12 protein-coding genes and 1 pseudogene are annotated in these 15,219 nt (G+C 70.7%); 6 read left to right on the top strand and 7 right to left on the bottom strand.

Annotated features, from left to right (window positions below; genetic code table 11):
- Positions 1-32 precede the first annotated feature (32 nt).
- Together KDL01_RS17570 and KDL01_RS17565 are read left to right on the top strand one after the other, a co-directional pair.
- Positions 33-1,337, top strand: a complete 1,305-nt coding sequence (locus KDL01_RS17570; protein WP_212529599.1) for a hypothetical protein — start codon at positions 33-35, stop codon at positions 1,335-1,337.
- A 42-nt stretch (positions 1,338-1,379) separates the two neighbouring features.
- Positions 1,380-1,787, top strand: coding sequence for a hypothetical protein (locus KDL01_RS17565; RefSeq protein ID WP_212529598.1), 408 nt, complete (start codon positions 1,380-1,382; stop codon positions 1,785-1,787).
- 39 nt (positions 1,788-1,826) lie between these two features.
- Here KDL01_RS17565 and KDL01_RS17560 read toward each other — a convergent pair whose 3' ends face one another.
- Positions 1,827-2,984: an acyl-CoA dehydrogenase family protein gene (locus KDL01_RS17560; RefSeq protein ID WP_307846378.1), complete on the bottom strand. Its 1,158-nt coding sequence runs from the start codon at positions 2,982-2,984 to the stop codon at positions 1,827-1,829.
- Between the two features lie 166 nt (positions 2,985-3,150).
- Between KDL01_RS17560 and KDL01_RS17555 the strand changes: the two are divergent.
- Positions 3,151-4,452, top strand: a pseudogene (locus KDL01_RS17555) (UDP-glucose dehydrogenase family protein); the annotation flags it as partial.
- Between the two features lie 25 nt (positions 4,453-4,477).
- Here the strand turns inward: KDL01_RS17555 and purE are convergent.
- Together purE and KDL01_RS17545 are read right to left on the bottom strand one after the other, a co-directional pair.
- On the bottom strand, positions 4,478-4,996 hold the full coding sequence (gene purE / locus KDL01_RS17550; RefSeq protein ID WP_212529596.1) for a 5-(carboxyamino)imidazole ribonucleotide mutase: 519 nt from the start codon (positions 4,994-4,996) through the stop codon (positions 4,478-4,480).
- Positions 4,989-6,164 (bottom strand): 5-(carboxyamino)imidazole ribonucleotide synthase, encoded by a 1,176-nt coding sequence (locus KDL01_RS17545; protein ID WP_307846377.1) that lies wholly within the window; start codon positions 6,162-6,164, stop codon positions 4,989-4,991. The genes purE and KDL01_RS17545 overlap by 8 nt, the downstream gene beginning before the upstream one ends.
- A 250-nt stretch (positions 6,165-6,414) precedes the next feature.
- Here KDL01_RS17545 and KDL01_RS17540 point away from each other — a divergent pair, with 250 nt between their 5' ends.
- Positions 6,415-6,945, top strand: coding sequence for a GtrA family protein (locus KDL01_RS17540; protein WP_212529595.1), 531 nt, complete (start codon positions 6,415-6,417; stop codon positions 6,943-6,945).
- A gap of 130 nt (positions 6,946-7,075) precedes the next feature.
- On the opposite strand, the gene KDL01_RS17535 is transcribed toward KDL01_RS17540, so the two are convergent.
- The 4 genes from KDL01_RS17535 to KDL01_RS17520 form a co-directional block, all read right to left on the bottom strand.
- Positions 7,076-8,323, bottom strand: coding sequence for a sensor histidine kinase (locus KDL01_RS17535; RefSeq protein WP_212529594.1), 1,248 nt, complete (start codon positions 8,321-8,323; stop codon positions 7,076-7,078).
- A 32-nt stretch (positions 8,324-8,355) separates the two neighbouring features.
- Positions 8,356-9,027 carry a response regulator transcription factor gene (locus KDL01_RS17530; protein WP_034267493.1) on the bottom strand — a complete coding sequence of 224 codons (672 nt, stop codon included), beginning with the start codon at positions 9,025-9,027 and terminating at the stop codon, positions 8,356-8,358.
- Positions 9,028-9,345: 318 nt separating this feature from the next.
- Positions 9,346-11,265: an ABC transporter ATP-binding protein gene (locus KDL01_RS17525; RefSeq protein WP_212529593.1), complete on the bottom strand. Its 1,920-nt coding sequence runs from the start codon at positions 11,263-11,265 to the stop codon at positions 9,346-9,348.
- Positions 11,262-13,103, bottom strand: a complete 1,842-nt coding sequence (locus KDL01_RS17520) for an ABC transporter ATP-binding protein (RefSeq protein ID WP_212529592.1) — start codon at positions 13,101-13,103, stop codon at positions 11,262-11,264. The genes KDL01_RS17525 and KDL01_RS17520 overlap by 4 nt, the downstream gene beginning before the upstream one ends.
- A gap of 304 nt (positions 13,104-13,407) precedes the next feature.
- On the opposite strand from KDL01_RS17520, the gene KDL01_RS17515 reads away from it, so the two are divergent.
- Positions 13,408-13,611: a cold-shock protein gene (locus KDL01_RS17515; RefSeq protein ID WP_212529591.1), complete on the top strand. Its 204-nt coding sequence runs from the start codon at positions 13,408-13,410 to the stop codon at positions 13,609-13,611.
- A gap of 462 nt (positions 13,612-14,073) precedes the next feature.
- Positions 14,074-14,913 carry a formate dehydrogenase accessory sulfurtransferase FdhD gene (gene fdhD, locus KDL01_RS17510; RefSeq protein WP_212529590.1) on the top strand — a complete coding sequence of 280 codons (840 nt, stop codon included), beginning with the start codon at positions 14,074-14,076 and terminating at the stop codon, positions 14,911-14,913.
- Positions 14,914-15,219: the final 306 nt, after the last annotated feature.

Raw genomic sequence — 15,219 nt, 5'->3', positions numbered from 1 at the left:
GGCGGAACCGCGGCAACAGAGGGGACGGGCCCATGCCGGCAAGCGTGTTCCTGGCCATCGGCGCCACCGCAGTCTGGGCCGCGGCCGTGGTCGCGTTCCGGCTGCGCGGACGGAGCCGGCGCGACCGCCGCGCGCTCGGCCCGACTCCCCCGGCCGTGCTGCTCACGCTGGAGTCCGACGGCCGGTTCGAGGACCCGCGCCTGCTCAACACGGTGATCCTGGAACTCGCCGAACGCGGCGTCGTCGAACTTGTGCCCGCCAGTTCCCAGAACCCTGCGATGATCCGGCCGGCCGCGGTCCCGGCCGAACGGCTGCTGCCGGAGTACCTCGACGTGGTGCTGGACCTGCTGCTGCAGCGCTGCGGCCCGAGCCGCGCCCCGATCCCGCTCACCGCGATGCGCGCCGACGAGGATCGCAGGGCACTGGCGTGGCCGCGCGAACTCGACCGGGCGGTGCGCCGAGAGGCGGTCGCCCGCGGCCTGCTGCAACCGAGCGTGCGCGGACTCCGGCGGTGGTCGCTGCTGCTCGCCGGCCTGGCGCCGAGCGCGTTGATCGCCGCCGCCCTCGCGTCCTACTGGAGCGTGAAGACGTTCCTGCCGCTCATCGCCTTCCTGCTGGCGGCAATGCTCGCCACGGCCGCGGCCTCATCGGTCCTGCGCGCCCGCGTGACCCCGCTCGGCGCGGCCGAACTGCGCACGGCCGGCCGACAGCCCGGCCACCTCGTCGCCGCGTCGGCCCGGTTCCCCTCCGGCCAGTCCGCTTCAGCTCAGTCCCCTGATCCTCGAGCCGCGCCGCCGAGCCAACTCAGCCCCCTGCCGTCGCACCAGATCTGGTCGGACCACGGCGGTTCCTGGCACCCGCTCAACCTCGACTCCCGCGAGGTCTACAGCGAGACCGTCTCGCGCTCCCCGTTCCTGGGCGTGATGTTCCTGGCCGCGCTGTGCGCCGCGAGCTCCGTCAAGGAGGCCGCGAACCTGCACCGCCTGTCCCTGCCGACCACGGTGGTCTTCCTCGGCCTGCCCGCGGTCGTCCTCATCGCCCTCGCCGCCCGCGCGCTCTACCGCCGCCGCCTGCCCAAATACGTGGTCCTGCAGGGCAAAGTCGCCCACCTCAGGGCCGTCCAGCGCGCCGACCCCCGCGCCGTCTCGCGTCCCGCCAACTCCCCCGCCTGGCAGTACTCCTGCACCCTCGACGTCGGCCGCGCCCCCGCGAGCGTGCGGCTCAACCTCGGCCAACGCAGGTACGAGACACTCCAGGTCGGCGATCTCGTCGAGGTGGCCGTGCGGCCGCGCCGGGGCGTAATCAGTGGACTGCGAAACCTCGGCGGGGACTTCTGAGAAACCGCCGCGCACATCCGCCGCGCGTGCGATGATCACGCTGTGAGCGCTGCCGCCTATCCGCTGCGCCGGATGCTGGTCGAGTCCTTGACGATGCTGGCCGCCGACGCCCCGGACCAGCGTGCCTGGTCCGAGGAACACCGCATGCCGACCGACGCTCTGGCCCTGGAGTTCAACGACGCGTTCGCGATGGTGGACGTCTTCGTCGAAGAAGGGCTCTTCGATCTCGGCCCCGCCGTCCTGGCCGACCTCAAGGTGATCCACGGCCTGTTCACGACCATGCGCGGCCGGGCCAACGCCGAGCGCTGGACGCTCGACGCGCTCGCGCACGACCCGGGCTGGACCGCGATCCGGGAGACGGCCCGCCGGGTCCTCGGCCGCATCGACGGCGAACGGTCGGCGCAGGCGTGGAAGGACCCCCGGCCGCACTCCGGGGATCGCCTCGTCTAGGCCTCGAGCGCCTGCTCCCGAGTCCTCGGTCCTCGGTCCTCAGTCCTTGAGCAGCTGGCGCGCCATCACGACGCGCTGGACCTGGTTCGTGCCCTCGTAGATCTGGGTGATCTTGGCGTCGCGCATCATCCGCTCGAGCGGATAGTCCTGCGTGTAGCCGTAGCCGCCGAGCAGCTGCACCGCGTCGGTGGTGATCTCCATGGCCGCGTCGGAGGCGAAGCACTTGGCCGCGGCGCCGAAGTAGGTCAGGTCCGCGTCGTTGCGCTCGGACTTGGCCGCGGCCGCGTACGTGAGCTGACGCGCCGCGGTGAGCTTCATGCCCATGTCCGCCAGCATGAACTGCACGCCCTGCAGCTGCGCGATCGGCTTGCCGAACTGCTTGCGCTCCTTGACGTACCGGGTCGCGTAGTCGAGGGCGCCCTGCGCCACGCCGACGGCCTGGGCGGCGATCGTCACGCGGGTGTGGTCGAGCGTGCGCATGGCGGTCCGGAAGCCGGTGCCCGGCTCGCCGATGATGCGGTCGCCGGGAATCCAGACGTTGTCGAGGTAGACCTCGCGGGTGGGCGAGCCCTTGATGCCCAGCTTCCGCTCGGGCGCGCCGAAGGAGACGCCCTCGTCCGACTTCTCCACCACGAAGGCCGAGATGCCCTTGGTGCCGATGCCGGCCTCGGTCACGGCCATGAGCGTGTAGTACTCGGACACGCCCGCGTTGGTGATCCAGCGCTTGACGCCGTTCAGGCGCCAGCCGTCCCCGTCCGGCACGGCGCGGGTGGTCATGCCGCCCGCGTCGGACCCGGCGTCCGGCTCGGACAGCGCGTAGGAGAACATCGCCTCGCCGCGCGCGACCGGACGCAGGTAGCGCTGCTTGAGCTCCTCGGAGCCGGCCAGGATCACCGGCATGGTGCCGAGCTTGTTCACCGCGGGGATGAGCGAGGAGGACACACACGCGCGCGCCACCTCCTCGATCACGATGCACGTGGCCAGGGCGTCCGCCCCGGCGCCGCCGTACTCCTCGGGGATGTGGATGGCCGCCATGTCCGCCGCGTGCAGGGCGTCGTGGGCCTCCTGCGGGTAGCGGGCCTCGTGGTCGACGGCGGCGGCGTACGGCGCGATCTTGCTCTCCACGAGCGCGCGCACGGATTCGCGCAGCAGCTCGTGCTCTTCGCGGACGGCGTAGAGATCGAATTCCTGGGTCACAAGGCCCATGTTACCCATCAGTAGGGAATTTGCCAGGCCTGGCGGCCGATCGAAGCCGGTCCCCCGCAGACATCCATCAGGAAGGCTCGTTACCCTGGGGTGCCTGAACAGGTCGAGCGGCCATGGCTGCGACGGCGGTGAGCGCCGTGCGAGAAGGAGTGAACACGTGAAGCGGATCACCGTCATCGGGACGGGCTATCTCGGCGCGGTCCATGCCGCGAGCATGGCCTCCCTGGGCTACGAGGTCCTGGGCATGGACGTCGACGCCGAGAAGATCGCCGCCCTGGCGGCGGGTCGCGCGCCCTTCTTCGAGCCCGGCTTCGACGAACTGCTGGCCGAGCAGGTCGCCACCGGCCGCCTGCGCTTCACCACCTCGTACGCCGACGTGGCCAAGTTCGGCGGCGACGAGCGGGCCGAGACGATCCACTTCGTGTGCGTGAACACCCCGCAGCGCAAGGGCGAGTACGCGGCCGACACCACGTACATCGAGTCGGTCTTCGAGAACCTGGCCCCGCTGCTCGACGTCGGCGCCCTGTTCGTGGGCAAGTCCACCGTCCCGGCCGGCACCGCGAGCCGGATGACCGCCAAGCTCAAGGCCCTGTCCCCGGCCGGCGAGGACATGCGCCTGGCCTGGAACCCCGAGTTCCTGCGCGAGGGCTTCGCGGTCGAGGACACGCTGCGCCCGGACCGCCTGGTCATCGGCGTGGCCGACGAGGTGGCCGAGCAGGCCCTGCGCGAGTTCTACGCCCCGATCACCGACGCCGGCATCCCGCTGCTGGTCACCGACCTGGCCACGTCCGAGCTGGTCAAGACCGCCGCGAACGCGTTCCTCTCCACCAAGATCTCCTTCATCAACGCGATGGCCGAGGTGTGCGAGGCGGCCGGCGCCGATGTGATGAAGCTCTCACAGGCGCTCTCCCTCGACCCGCGCATCGGCGGCCGCTTCCTGGTCCCCGGCCTCGGCTTCGGCGGCGGCTGCCTGCCCAAGGACATCCGCGCGTTCATGGCCCGGGCCGGCGAGCTCGGCGTGGACCAGGCGCTGGCCTTCCTCAAGGAGGTCGACGCGATCAACATGCGCCGCCGCGCGCGCACGGTGGAGCTGGCCCGCCAGGAGTGCGACGGGTCGTTCCTGGGCAAGCGCATCGCCGTCTGGGGCGCCGCGTTCAAGCCCAACACCGACGACGTGCGCGACTCCCCGGCGCTGAACGTCGCGGCGTCCATCCTGCTGCAGGGCGCGCAGGTGACGGTGTACGACCCCAAGGCCAACGAGACCGCGGCCAAGCACTTCCCCACGCTGCACTACGCCGACTCGGCGCTGGCCGCGGCCCAGGGCGCGGACCTGATCCTGCACCTGACCGAGTGGACCGAGTTCCGCGAGCTCGACCCGGCCGTGGTGGCCGAGGTCGTCTCCGAGCGCCGCGTCCTGGACGGGCGCAACGCCCTCGACCAGGACCGCTGGCGCGCCGCCGTTTCGCCGTCTGCGCCGGCGTCGGTCAGGCCCGGGCCGCCGAGGCCCGCAGCGCCGCGCCCTTGGCCTTCGCCTGGGCGCCGAGCTGGACCTGGAACTCGCGCATGGCCGCCATCAGGTCCGCGTCCTGGGTGGCCAGGATGCGCGCGGCGAGCAGGCCCGCGTTGCGCGCGCCGCCCACCGAGACCGTGGCCACCGGCACGCCGGCCGGCATCTGCACGATGGAGAGCAGCGAGTCCATCCCGTCCAGGTACTTCAGCGGCACCGGCACGCCGATGACCGGGAGCGGGGTGACGGAGGCGAGCATGCCGGGCAGGTGGGCCGCGCCGCCGGCGCCGGCGATGATCACCTTCAGGCCGCGCCCGGCCGCCTGCTCGCCGTACTCGATCATCTCCTTCGGCATGCGGTGCGCCGAGACCACGTCCGCCTCGTAGCCGACGCCGAACTCCTCGAGCGCCTCGGCGGCGGCGCGCATGGTCGGCCAGTCCGAATCCGATCCCATGACGATGCCCACCACCGGACGGCCGCCCGTCAGCTCACTCATCGATCTCGCCTCTCAGATAGGCCGCCGCGTGGCGGGCGCGCTCGAGGCAGTCGTCGAGCTCGGCGCCGAGCACGGTCACGTGCCCGATCTTCCGGCCCGCCTTGACCGCCTTGCCGTACGTGTGGATCTTCAGGCCCGGGTCGCGGGCCAGGCAGTGCAGGTACGCCGGGTAGAGGTCGGGCAGGTCAAGCCCGATCACGTTGGCCATCACGGCCAGCGGGGCGTGCGGGTCCGGGGCGCCGAGCGGCAGGTCGAGCACGGCCCGCAGGTGGTTCTCGAACTGGCTGGTCAGCGCGCCGTCGATGCTCCAGTGGCCGGAGTTGTGCGGCCGCATGGCCAGCTCGTTGATCCACAGGGCGCCGTCCGCGGTCTGGAACAGCTCGACCGCGAGCATGCCGGTGACCTCGAGCTCCTTGGCGATCGTCAGCGCGATCCGCTGGGCCTCGAGCGCGGCGGCCTCGTCCACCCCGGGCGCCGGGGCGTAGACCTCGCGGCAGATGCCCTCGCGCTGCACCGTCTCGACCACCGGGTAGGCCACGGCCTGGCCGTGCGGCGAGCGGGCGACCTGCGCGGACAGCTCCCGCACGAACGGCACCGCGGCCTCGGCGAGCAGCGCGACCCCGCGCTCGGCGGCCTCGGCCGCGACACGCGCGGCGGCGGCCTCGTCCGAGACGACCCACACGCCGCGGCCGTCGTAGCCGCCGCGGGTGGCCTTGAGCACGATCGGCCAGCCCGTCTGCGCGGCGAACTCGGCGGCCTCGGCCCCGTCGGACACCAGCCGCCACGCCGGGCAGGGCAGGCCAAGGGCGCTCAGCCGCGCCCGCATCTCGCCCTTGTCCTGGGCGTAGAGCAGGGCCTGCGGCCCGGGCCTGACCGGGATACCGCTCTGCACCAGGCGCTCGAGCACCTCGGCGGGCACGTGCTCGTGCTCGAAGGTGATCACGTCGCAGCCGCGGGCGAAGCCCAGCACGGCCTCGACGTCATCCACCTGGCCGATCACGACGTCCGGGATCACCTGATTCGCGCAATCCTGCCGGCTCGCGCTCAATACGCGCAGGTGCACGCCGAGCGCGATCGCGGCCGGCTGCATCATCCGGGCGAGCTGGCCGCCGCCGATGACGCCCACGGTCGGACCTGCGGGGGGAGGGGGGCTGACGAGGTCGTTCACAACGCCCAAGCCTAGCGAACCCGGCCGAGTGCCCGGACGTCCGATATGATCTAATTTGTCCTTGGAGACACCCGGCCGGAGCGGTCGGAGACCCCCAAGGAGAGAATGCTTCTCGAGCGCAAAAGATCCGTCACAGGTCTGCTACGACCGGCTGAGCTACGGCATCCCTGTCAGGCGAAGCCGCTAGTCTCGTAGAACGTACTGCTCCCGGAATGTCAGGCAGGTACCCACGGTGGCATTGGTAAGTGCTGTGTACAGCCGCGTTGAGCACCTCATTCACGAGGTCGCTAAATTCGGCATCGTCGGAGGCCTCGCCTATGTAGTCACCATCGCCGTGAACTACGCCTACCTCGCCGTCCAGAAGAACGACGAGCTGACCGCGTACATCATCGCGAACGTGGTGGCCACCGGCGTCGCCTATCTCGGTAACCGCTACTGGACCTACAAGGATCGCGAGTCGGGCGGGACCCGCGAGGTCGTGCTGTTCCTCGCGATCAACGGCATCGCCATCGCGATCCAGACCGGCATCACTGCACTGACTTACTATGTGATGCACCTGGACAGTCACCTCGAGATCTTCTTCAGCAAGTTCGTTCTCGGTATCGGCATCGGTATGGCCTTCCGGTTCTGGAGCTACCGCACCTTCATCTTCCCGGAGGCGGAGCCCGCACTGGCCGGGGACCAGTTCCCGTACAGCGAGCAGCCGCTGCCGACCTCGCAGCTGGACTCCGAGGCGCCCCGCTCAGGCTCAGGCGCCCTGCTGTCGAAGGCCTCCCGCTAGAGAGAGCTCGGGCCGCCGCCGACGCCGGCCCGACCCCCAGACTCCGAAGCCCCCGCCGCACTCAGCGGCGGGGGCCTTCTCATGTCCCGGCCGGCTCCGCCTGCTCCCCTACCCGGCCGCACTCACCCGGTCAGCCGAATCTCGGCAGGAACAGCGCGAAGACCGGAGGGCGCTGCTGGAGCAGTTCGAGCCGGCCGCCGTCGGCCTCGGCGAGCTCGCGGGCGACGAACAGGCCGAGGCCGGTCGAGGCCCGGCCGGAGACGGCCCGCTCGAAGACGCGGGCGCCGAGCTCGGCCGGGACGCCCGGGCCCTCGTCGGAGACCTCTACGACCACCGAGCCCCCGGCCGTCCGAGTCCGTATGGTCACCGGTCCCGCGCCGTGCATGAGGGAGTTCTCCAGCAGCGTGGCCAGCACCTGGGCGAAGGATCCGGGGGTGGCGGCGGCGAGCAGGCCGCGGCCGCCGTCGACCCGGATGGGGCGCCGGGCGCTGCGGAAGGCGGGGCGCCACTCGAAGATCTGCTGCCGGATGATCAGGTCCATGTCCGTGGGCGTGCCCACCGTGTCGGCCCGGCGCGTGTCGCCCGAGTCGGTCAGCAGCCGCTGCACCACGTCGGTCAGCCGCTCCACCTGCGTCAGCGCGATCGCCGCCTCCTCCTTGACCGTCTCCATGTCGGCCGCCTCGATGATCTCCTCGAGCCGCATCGAGAGCGCGGTGAGCGGGGTGCGCAGCTGGTGCGAGGCGTCGGCGGCGAGCCTGCGCTCCTTCGCCATCACCCGCGAGACCCGGTCCGCGGAACGGTCGATGACCTCGGCGATCCGGTCGAGCTCGGCGATGCCGTAGCGCCGGTGCCTGGGCCGCTGGTCACCCGCGCCGAGGCGCTCGGCGGTGCCCGCGAGCTCGTAGAACGGGCGCGATATCCGCCGCGCCTGCAGGTAGGAGACGCCCGCCGCGGCGGCGAACGCGGCTAGCGCGGCCGCCACCAGGAGCAGCAGCTGCAGCCGGATGCGCTGCTGGATCGGCTGCCAGGACTCGCTGACCACGACGGTCTCGCCCTCGCGGCCCTGGTAGACCTCGCTCTGGTGCGGCTCGTCGGTGATCACCGGCCCGATGCTCACCGGCGCGCGGCCCGAGCTCGCCGAGAAGGTGATCCGGGCGCCGCGGCCGGGCGAGAGGTCCGAGCGCAGCGCGTTCGTGTCGAACTGGTCCGCGGGCAGCTGCACGTCGGTGAGTATGCCGATCCGCTGAACCTCCTGGTTCAGCGAGTCCTGCTCGGACCGGGTGATGAACTTGTCGTCGAGGATCGCGAACGGCACCCCGAGCAGCAAGGTCACCAGAAAGACGGCCGAGACCATCGACCGCATCAACCTGCCCCGCATGGCTGTACGCGCCCCTCCCCGCCGGCCCGGCCTCAGCTGCGTTCGAAGCGGAAGCCGACCCCGCGCACGGTGGAGATGAACCGCGGGTTGCCCGCGTCGTCGCCCAGCTTCTTGCGCAGCCAGGAGATGTGCATGTCCAGGGTCTTCGTGGAGGACCACCAGGTGGTGTCCCACACCTCGCGCATGAGCTGTTCCCGGGTGATCACCCGGCCCGCGTCGCGCACCAGGACGCGCAGCAGGTCGAACTCCTTGGCGGTGAGGTTGAGCTCCTCCTCGCCCAGGTAGGCGCGGTGCGACTCGACGTCGATGCGTACGCCGCGGGCCGTGCTCGCCGTCTCCGGGGCGCCGCGCCGCAGCAGGGCCCGGACCCGCGCGAGCAGCTCGGCCAGCCGGAACGGCTTGGTCACGTAGTCGTCCGCGCCCGCGTCGAGCCCGACGACCGTGTCCACCTCGTCCGCGCGCGCCGTGAGCACTAGGACCGGAAAGCCCAGGCCCTCCGAGCGCAGCCGGCGGCACACCTCGAGCCCGTCCATCCCGGGCAGGCCGAGGTCGAGCACGAGCAGGTCCACCGCGCCGGACATCGCGTGCTCCAGGGCGGTCGGGCCGTCGCCGCGCACCTGGACCTCGTAGCCCTCCCGCCGCAACGCCCGCGCCAGCGGATCGGCGATCGCGGTGTCGTCCTCAGCCAGCAAAACCCGGGTCATGGGCAGATCGTAGGACTTCGCGAAGCAATCCGACATCTCCCGCCCGAATCCTGCCCATTTGGCCACCGCATTGGTACCGGTTGCCCGCACTGCGCCACCTTCTGACTCATTCAGGCCGACAGATGTCGGCTTGTCGCACTATGCGGGCAGCCCGCACACATGAGTGCCCTGCAACACGACGGCGCGTCGCGGGCCGCCCTTTCGCCGGAACTCACCGCGTGGATCAATGCACTGACGGGAAACGGCAGAGCCCGCCGGGCCCGGATCCGGTCCGGGCCCGACGGGCTCCCTGCACATGCCTCCGGCGCCGCCGCGTCCTCAGACCAGCGACTCGCGCCAGGCCTCGTGCAGCGCGGCGAACCGGGACGGGGCGTCGCCGGTCGCGACCTCGGCCGAGATCAGCGCCTCCGGCTCGCCGTCCTCGACGATCCGGCCGGACTCCATCACCAGCACCCGGTCGGCGATCTCCACGGTGGACAGCCGGTGCGCGATGATGAGCGCCGTGCGGTCGGCCAGGATCGTGCGCAGCGCCCGCTGCACCAGCCGCTCGCTCGGCACGTCCAGCGAGGAGGTGGCCTCGTCCAGGATCAGCACCGCCGGATCGGCCAGGAACGCCCGGGCGAAGGCCACCAGCTGCCGCTGCCCGGCGGACAGGCGTCCGCCGCGCTTCTTGACGTCGGTCTGGTAGCCCTCGGGCAGGCGCGCGATGAACTCGTGCGCGCCGATGGCCCGCGCGGCCTGCTCCACCTGCTCGTCCGTGGCCTCGGGCCGGCCGAACCGGATGTTGTCCGCCACGGAGCCGCTGAACAGGAAGTTCTCCTGGGTCACCATGATCACGCCCTTGCGCAGGTCACGGTCGCGCAGCTCGCGCAGATCGATCCCGTCGAGCCGCACCGCGCCCTGGATCGGGTCGTAGAAGCGGCACATCAGCCGGGCCAGGGTGGACTTGCCGGCACCGGTGGCCCCGACCAGCGCGACCGTCTGCCCGGCCGGGATCTCGAGCTCGAGGCCCGGCAGGATGACCCGTTCGGCCTCGTCCTTGTCCCGCTTCGGGTAGGAGAAGCGCACGCCCTCGAACGTGATCTGCCCGCGCACCGGCTCGGGCAGCTCCCGCGGCTCGGTCGGCTCCGGCACCTCGGGCCGCTCCTCGAGCACGCCGGAGAGCTTCTCCAGCGCCGCCGCGGCCGACTGGTAGGAGGTGTAGAAGACCGCGAGGTCCTGCATCGGGTCGAAGAACTTGCGCATGTAGAGGATGTAGGCGGTCAGCAGGCCGACCTGGAGGCTGCCGTCCATCACCTGGAAGCCGCCGAAGACCAGTACCGAGGCGGTGGCGATGGCGCCCACCGCGACGATGCCCGGGATGAACCAGCCGAACATCATCATGCTCTTGGCGTTGGCGTCGACGTAGTCCTGGTTGAGCTTGCTGAAGATGTCGCGGTTGCGCACCTCGCGCCGGAAGGACTGCACGGCCCTGATGCCGTTGAGCGTCTCCACGAACTGGACGATGCACGCGGCCACCGCGGCCCGCTGCTGGCGGTAGGCGACCCGGGAACCCTTGGTGTACCAGACCAGCAGCCCGCCGAGGGCGGGCAGGCAGACCAGCACGATGACCGAGAGCATCGGGTCGATCACCGCGAGCAGGGTGCCGATGACCACGATGTTCAGCAGAGCACTGATCAGTCCGTCCAGGCTGGAGTTGATCAGGTCGTTGAGTGCGTCGAGGTCGTTGGTCAGCCGGGAGATGACGCGGCCGGAGGTGTACTTCTCGTGGAACGCGATCGGCAGCGCCTGGAACTGCTGGAACACCCGCCGGCGCAGTGCGAGCAGCATGTCCTGGCCGATCCGTCCGGCCAGGGTGAGGAACTTCAGCCGCAGCAGCGAGCCGAGCAGTGCGGAGCCGCCGATGCCCGCGGCGGCCAGCACGATCGGGGTCCAGTCGCCGTGCTTGACCGCGGGCATGCCGTCGTCGATGCCCACGGACACCAGGTAGGGCGCGCACATCTCGAAGCCGGTGACCACGATGATGAGCACGGTGGCGAACAGCATGGCCCGGCGGTGCGGCCGGATCAGCGCGCCGAGCAGCCGGCGCGAGCGGGCGCGCAGGAACACCCCGCCCTTGGCCGAGACCTCCTCGGTGTCCTCGGCGGCGACCCCGCGCCAGTCTTCGGCGGCGGGAACGGGGGATGCGGCGGCCTGTTCGGCCGCGTCGGGATTCTCGGTGTCGACGGCGGTGGTCAACGCACAGCCTCCTCAGCCAGATCGGTCAGGTCGGCGAGCTCTGCGAGCTCGGAGCTCTGCGAGAGCAGATCGCGGTAGACCGCGTTGGTCTCGAGCAGTTCGTGGTGGGTGCCCTCGGCCACCACGGTGGTGCCGCCGCCGGGCGCCGGGCCGAGCACCGCGACGCGGTCGGCCAGCAGCACGGTGGACGGCCGGTGCGCCACGACCAGTCCGGTGGTCTCGGACAGCACCGAGCGCAGCGCCTGCTCGACCAGACCCTCGGTGTGGATGTCGAGCGCGGACAACGGATCGTCGAGCACCAGCATGGTGGGACGGCCGAGCACCGCACGCGCCAGGGCGAGCCGCTGGCGCTGACCGCCGGAGAGCGACATGCCCTGTTCGCCCACCCGCGTGTCGAGCCCCCACGGCAGATCATGCACGTACTGTGCCTGCGCCACCCGCAGGGCCTCGGCGACCTGCTCCTCGTCCGCGTCGGGGCGGCCGAGCGCCAGGTTCTCGCGCACGCTGGCGGAGAACAGGGTCGGGTCCTCGAACGCGCAGGCCACCCGGGTCCGCAGGTCGGCGAGGGAGAGTTCGCGCACGTCCACCCCGTCGAGCAGCACCCGTCCCTCGGTCACGTCGTACAGCCGCGGCACCAGTGAGGTCAGGGTGGTCTTGCCGCAGCCGGTCGGGCCGACCACGGCGAGCGTCTCACCCGGCTCGATGACCAGGTTGATCCCGGTCAGCAGCAGCTCGTCCGAGCCCGGGTAGGAGAAGCCGACGTTCTCGAACTCCAGCCGGCCCGCTCCGGTGGAGGGCCGCACGGCGTCCGGCTCGACGATGGTCGGCTGTGTGTCGAGCACCTCGAAGATGCGCTCGGCGGCGGTGTTGGCCTCCTGTGAGGCGGCCAGCAGCCAGCCGGAGGACTCGATCGGCCAGATCAGCATCTGGTAGAGCGCGACGAAGGCGACGAGCGTGCCGAGACTGAGCTTGCCGGACGCGGTCGCGGCCACCCCGAAGAGGGTGAGCAGCGCGAGCACGGTCTGCGGCTGGGCGATGATCCAGGCCCAGATCTGGGCCAGGGTCCGGATCTGGCGCAGCTGGAGCGTGCGCAGGTGCACGGCCTTGTCGTCGTAGCGGCTGAAGAAAAGGTCGCGCCGCCCGAAGGACTTGATCGCGCGGATGCCGAGGGCGGACTCCTCGACGTCGGTGGCGACCTCGCCCTGCTGGTCCTGCACGGCGCGGATGTTGCGCCGGTAGACCTTCTCGTAGCGGAAGACGACGATGCTCAGCGGCACGCCGAAGAGCACAACGATCCCGCCCAGCAGCGGGTCGATGGCGATCAGCAGCACGCCCACGGAGACGAAGGTGATCGAGTTGACCACGAGGAAGATCAGCGCGAAGCCGAAGAAGCGCCGGATCGAGGAGATGTCACTGGTCATCCGGCTCACCAGCTGCCCGGACTGCCAGGAGTCGTGGAAGCCGACGTCGAGGTGCTGCAGATGCTCGTAGAGGTCGTCGCGTATATCGCGTTCGATCCCGAGCACGCTGCTGGCCAGGGTCAGCCGCCGGGTCAGGATCAAGACGGCCTCGGCCAGCCCGAAAAGCAGGGCGTAGAGGCCGAGCAGCCACAGCGCGTCGCGGTCCCCGGTGCGCAGCGGACCGTTGATGACGGTACTGGTCAGCAGCGGAACCGCGACCCCGATCAGGGTCGAGGCCAGCGCGACCGCGAACATCACCACCAGCTTGCCCCGGTAGGGCTGGGCGTAGCGGCGAAGTCTCCACAGCGAGGCGAATTGTCCGGTCGGTTTGGGTGGCGAGGGGACGGGTGAGCTGCCTGGCGGCAAGGGGGAGGGCATAATAACGACCGTAGGACGTCTGCGCCCCTGATTTCCACAGGTTTTCTCCGCCGCGGATCGGTGGCGGAATCACTCGTGCGAGTGACCCTGCGAACGGGCCTGAGCGTGCTAGGGTTGCCCTTGGTTGCAGCTGCAGTTCCCTGAATGCTTCGTTGAATGCCCGCGGGAGTACGGCCGCGGGCCTTTGTGTTTGCGGCGCCACCCTCCGCGGTAGCCAGCGGGCGGGACGGTCACGAAACGGCAACCCGAGACGCACACGGTGTGCGTTTCGTTCGTCGTCCCCCTGTTTTCACCAAGGAGAAAAATGGCTTCCGGTACGGTCAAGTGGTTCAACTCGGAGAAGGGCTACGGCTTCATCTCCCAGGACGACGGTGGCGCCGACGTCTTCGTGCACTTCTCGGCGATCGACTCTTCGGGTTACCGCACCCTGGAGGAGAACCAGCGAGTCGAGTTCACCGTGACCCAGGGTCCGAAGGGCCCGCAGGCCGAGCACGTCCGCCCGCTGTAAAACCGCCTACGCCGCCACGAGCAGCCCGACCGCTGCTGCGTTGGTAGACGGCTGTGGGCATGGCCCGCGCCGCAGGCCCTGTGCCGGTGGACGTCGGATCGGGCGAAGAACCAGCTGTGAGAACAGCCCTCGAAGCACGCTCTGACCGAACGCCCGCAGTGGCCGCGCGCACCGGCACATCCGCAGCCCGCGAAGGCTCAGTGTGACGAAGCGTCAAGAGCACAACCTAAGCTCTAGCCGTCCCTACCGCCCGTCTCACGGGCGTGCCCAGGACGACAGTGCTTGAGCTCGAGGCCCCCGGCTCCCCCGATAGGAGCCGGGGGCCTTGTGCATGACGTCCGCTCCGCATTCACTCCACCGGCCGCGACCGAGCGCCATGGTGCGCGCACCGCAATCTGTTCTTGCCTCGCGCCACGCCCTTTCCGCAGGCTGTCGGCGGAAACAGGGCCTAGTCTGGAGCGTATGGCCAAGGTGAATGCGCGGACGAGCGTGCTGCGGCTGGACGGCGCGGGCGCGGTCGGCGCGCGCGACAGTCTGGCCGCCGAGGAACCCCTGGAGATCAGGGTGGGCGGGCGGCAGGTCGCGGTCACGATGCGCACGCCGGGGGACGACTTCGACCTCGTCGCCGGATTCCTGCTGAGCGAGGGCGCGGTCAACGGCCGCGACCAACTCGCCCGCATGCGCTACTGCACGGACAACCGTCGGGCCGAGGACGGGCACGAACACGACCCGTACAACATCGTCGAGGTCGACCTGTCCGCCGACGCGCCCGAGCCGTCCTGGTCGCTGCACCGCACCACTTTCACCAGCAGTGCCTGCGGAATATGCGGCAAGAGCTCGATCGAATCCGTCCGTGCGAACGCCTGCTGGTCGGTGGCCGAGGACCCGGTGACGATCGCCCCGGAGGTGCTCTACTCGCTGCCGGACCGCTTGCGCGAGCGGCAGAAGCTGTTCGACTCCACCGGCGGCCTGCACGGCGCCGGCCTGTTCACCGCGGACGGCACGGTGCTGGCCACCCGCGAGGACGTGGGCCGGCACAACGCCGTCGACAAGGTCGTCGGCTGGGCACTGCGCGAAGGCAGGCTGCCGTTGCGCGGCATGCTGCTCGCGGTCAGCGGACGGGCCTCCTTCGAACTCGTCCAGAAGGCCGCGGCGGCCGGAATCCCGGTGCTGGCCGCGGTTTCCGCTCCCTCCTCGCTCGCGGTGGAACTGGCCGAGACCGCAGGTGTCACCCTCGCCGGATTCGTCCGCGGCCGGCGCGCCAACGTCTACACCCGCCCGGACCGCATCACGCTGCCCTGACGGCAACGCGTCCCTAGGCCGTGTCTTCGAACCGGCGTCGGGCCAGGCCGCGGCGTCTGACGCGTGCGCTCGCAAGGCGCCGGGCCGTGCGCATACTCGGTCGTCTGTAAGCGGTCCGGCAACGCCGCGAGCGTGCGTGGCAGGCGTCGCGGCCCCGGCGATGGTGTGGAAGACACGGCCTAGAAGTCCGATGAAGATCTTCGTGGTCTGATGTGGCGGGTCGGCGTAGCCGGCCCGCCACTGGCCTGTTCATGCTGGTGTCGGCAGGTTCCAGCGTCCGTTGGTGCGGGTGAGGCCGAGGTTGAT

It is taken from the genome of Actinospica durhamensis (assembly GCF_018139695.1).
Lineage (GTDB): Bacteria > Actinomycetota > Actinomycetes > Streptomycetales > Catenulisporaceae > Actinospica > Actinospica durhamensis.
The sequence above is the reverse complement of the archived record's forward strand: the minus strand, read 5'-3'. Positions and strand labels throughout refer to the sequence as shown.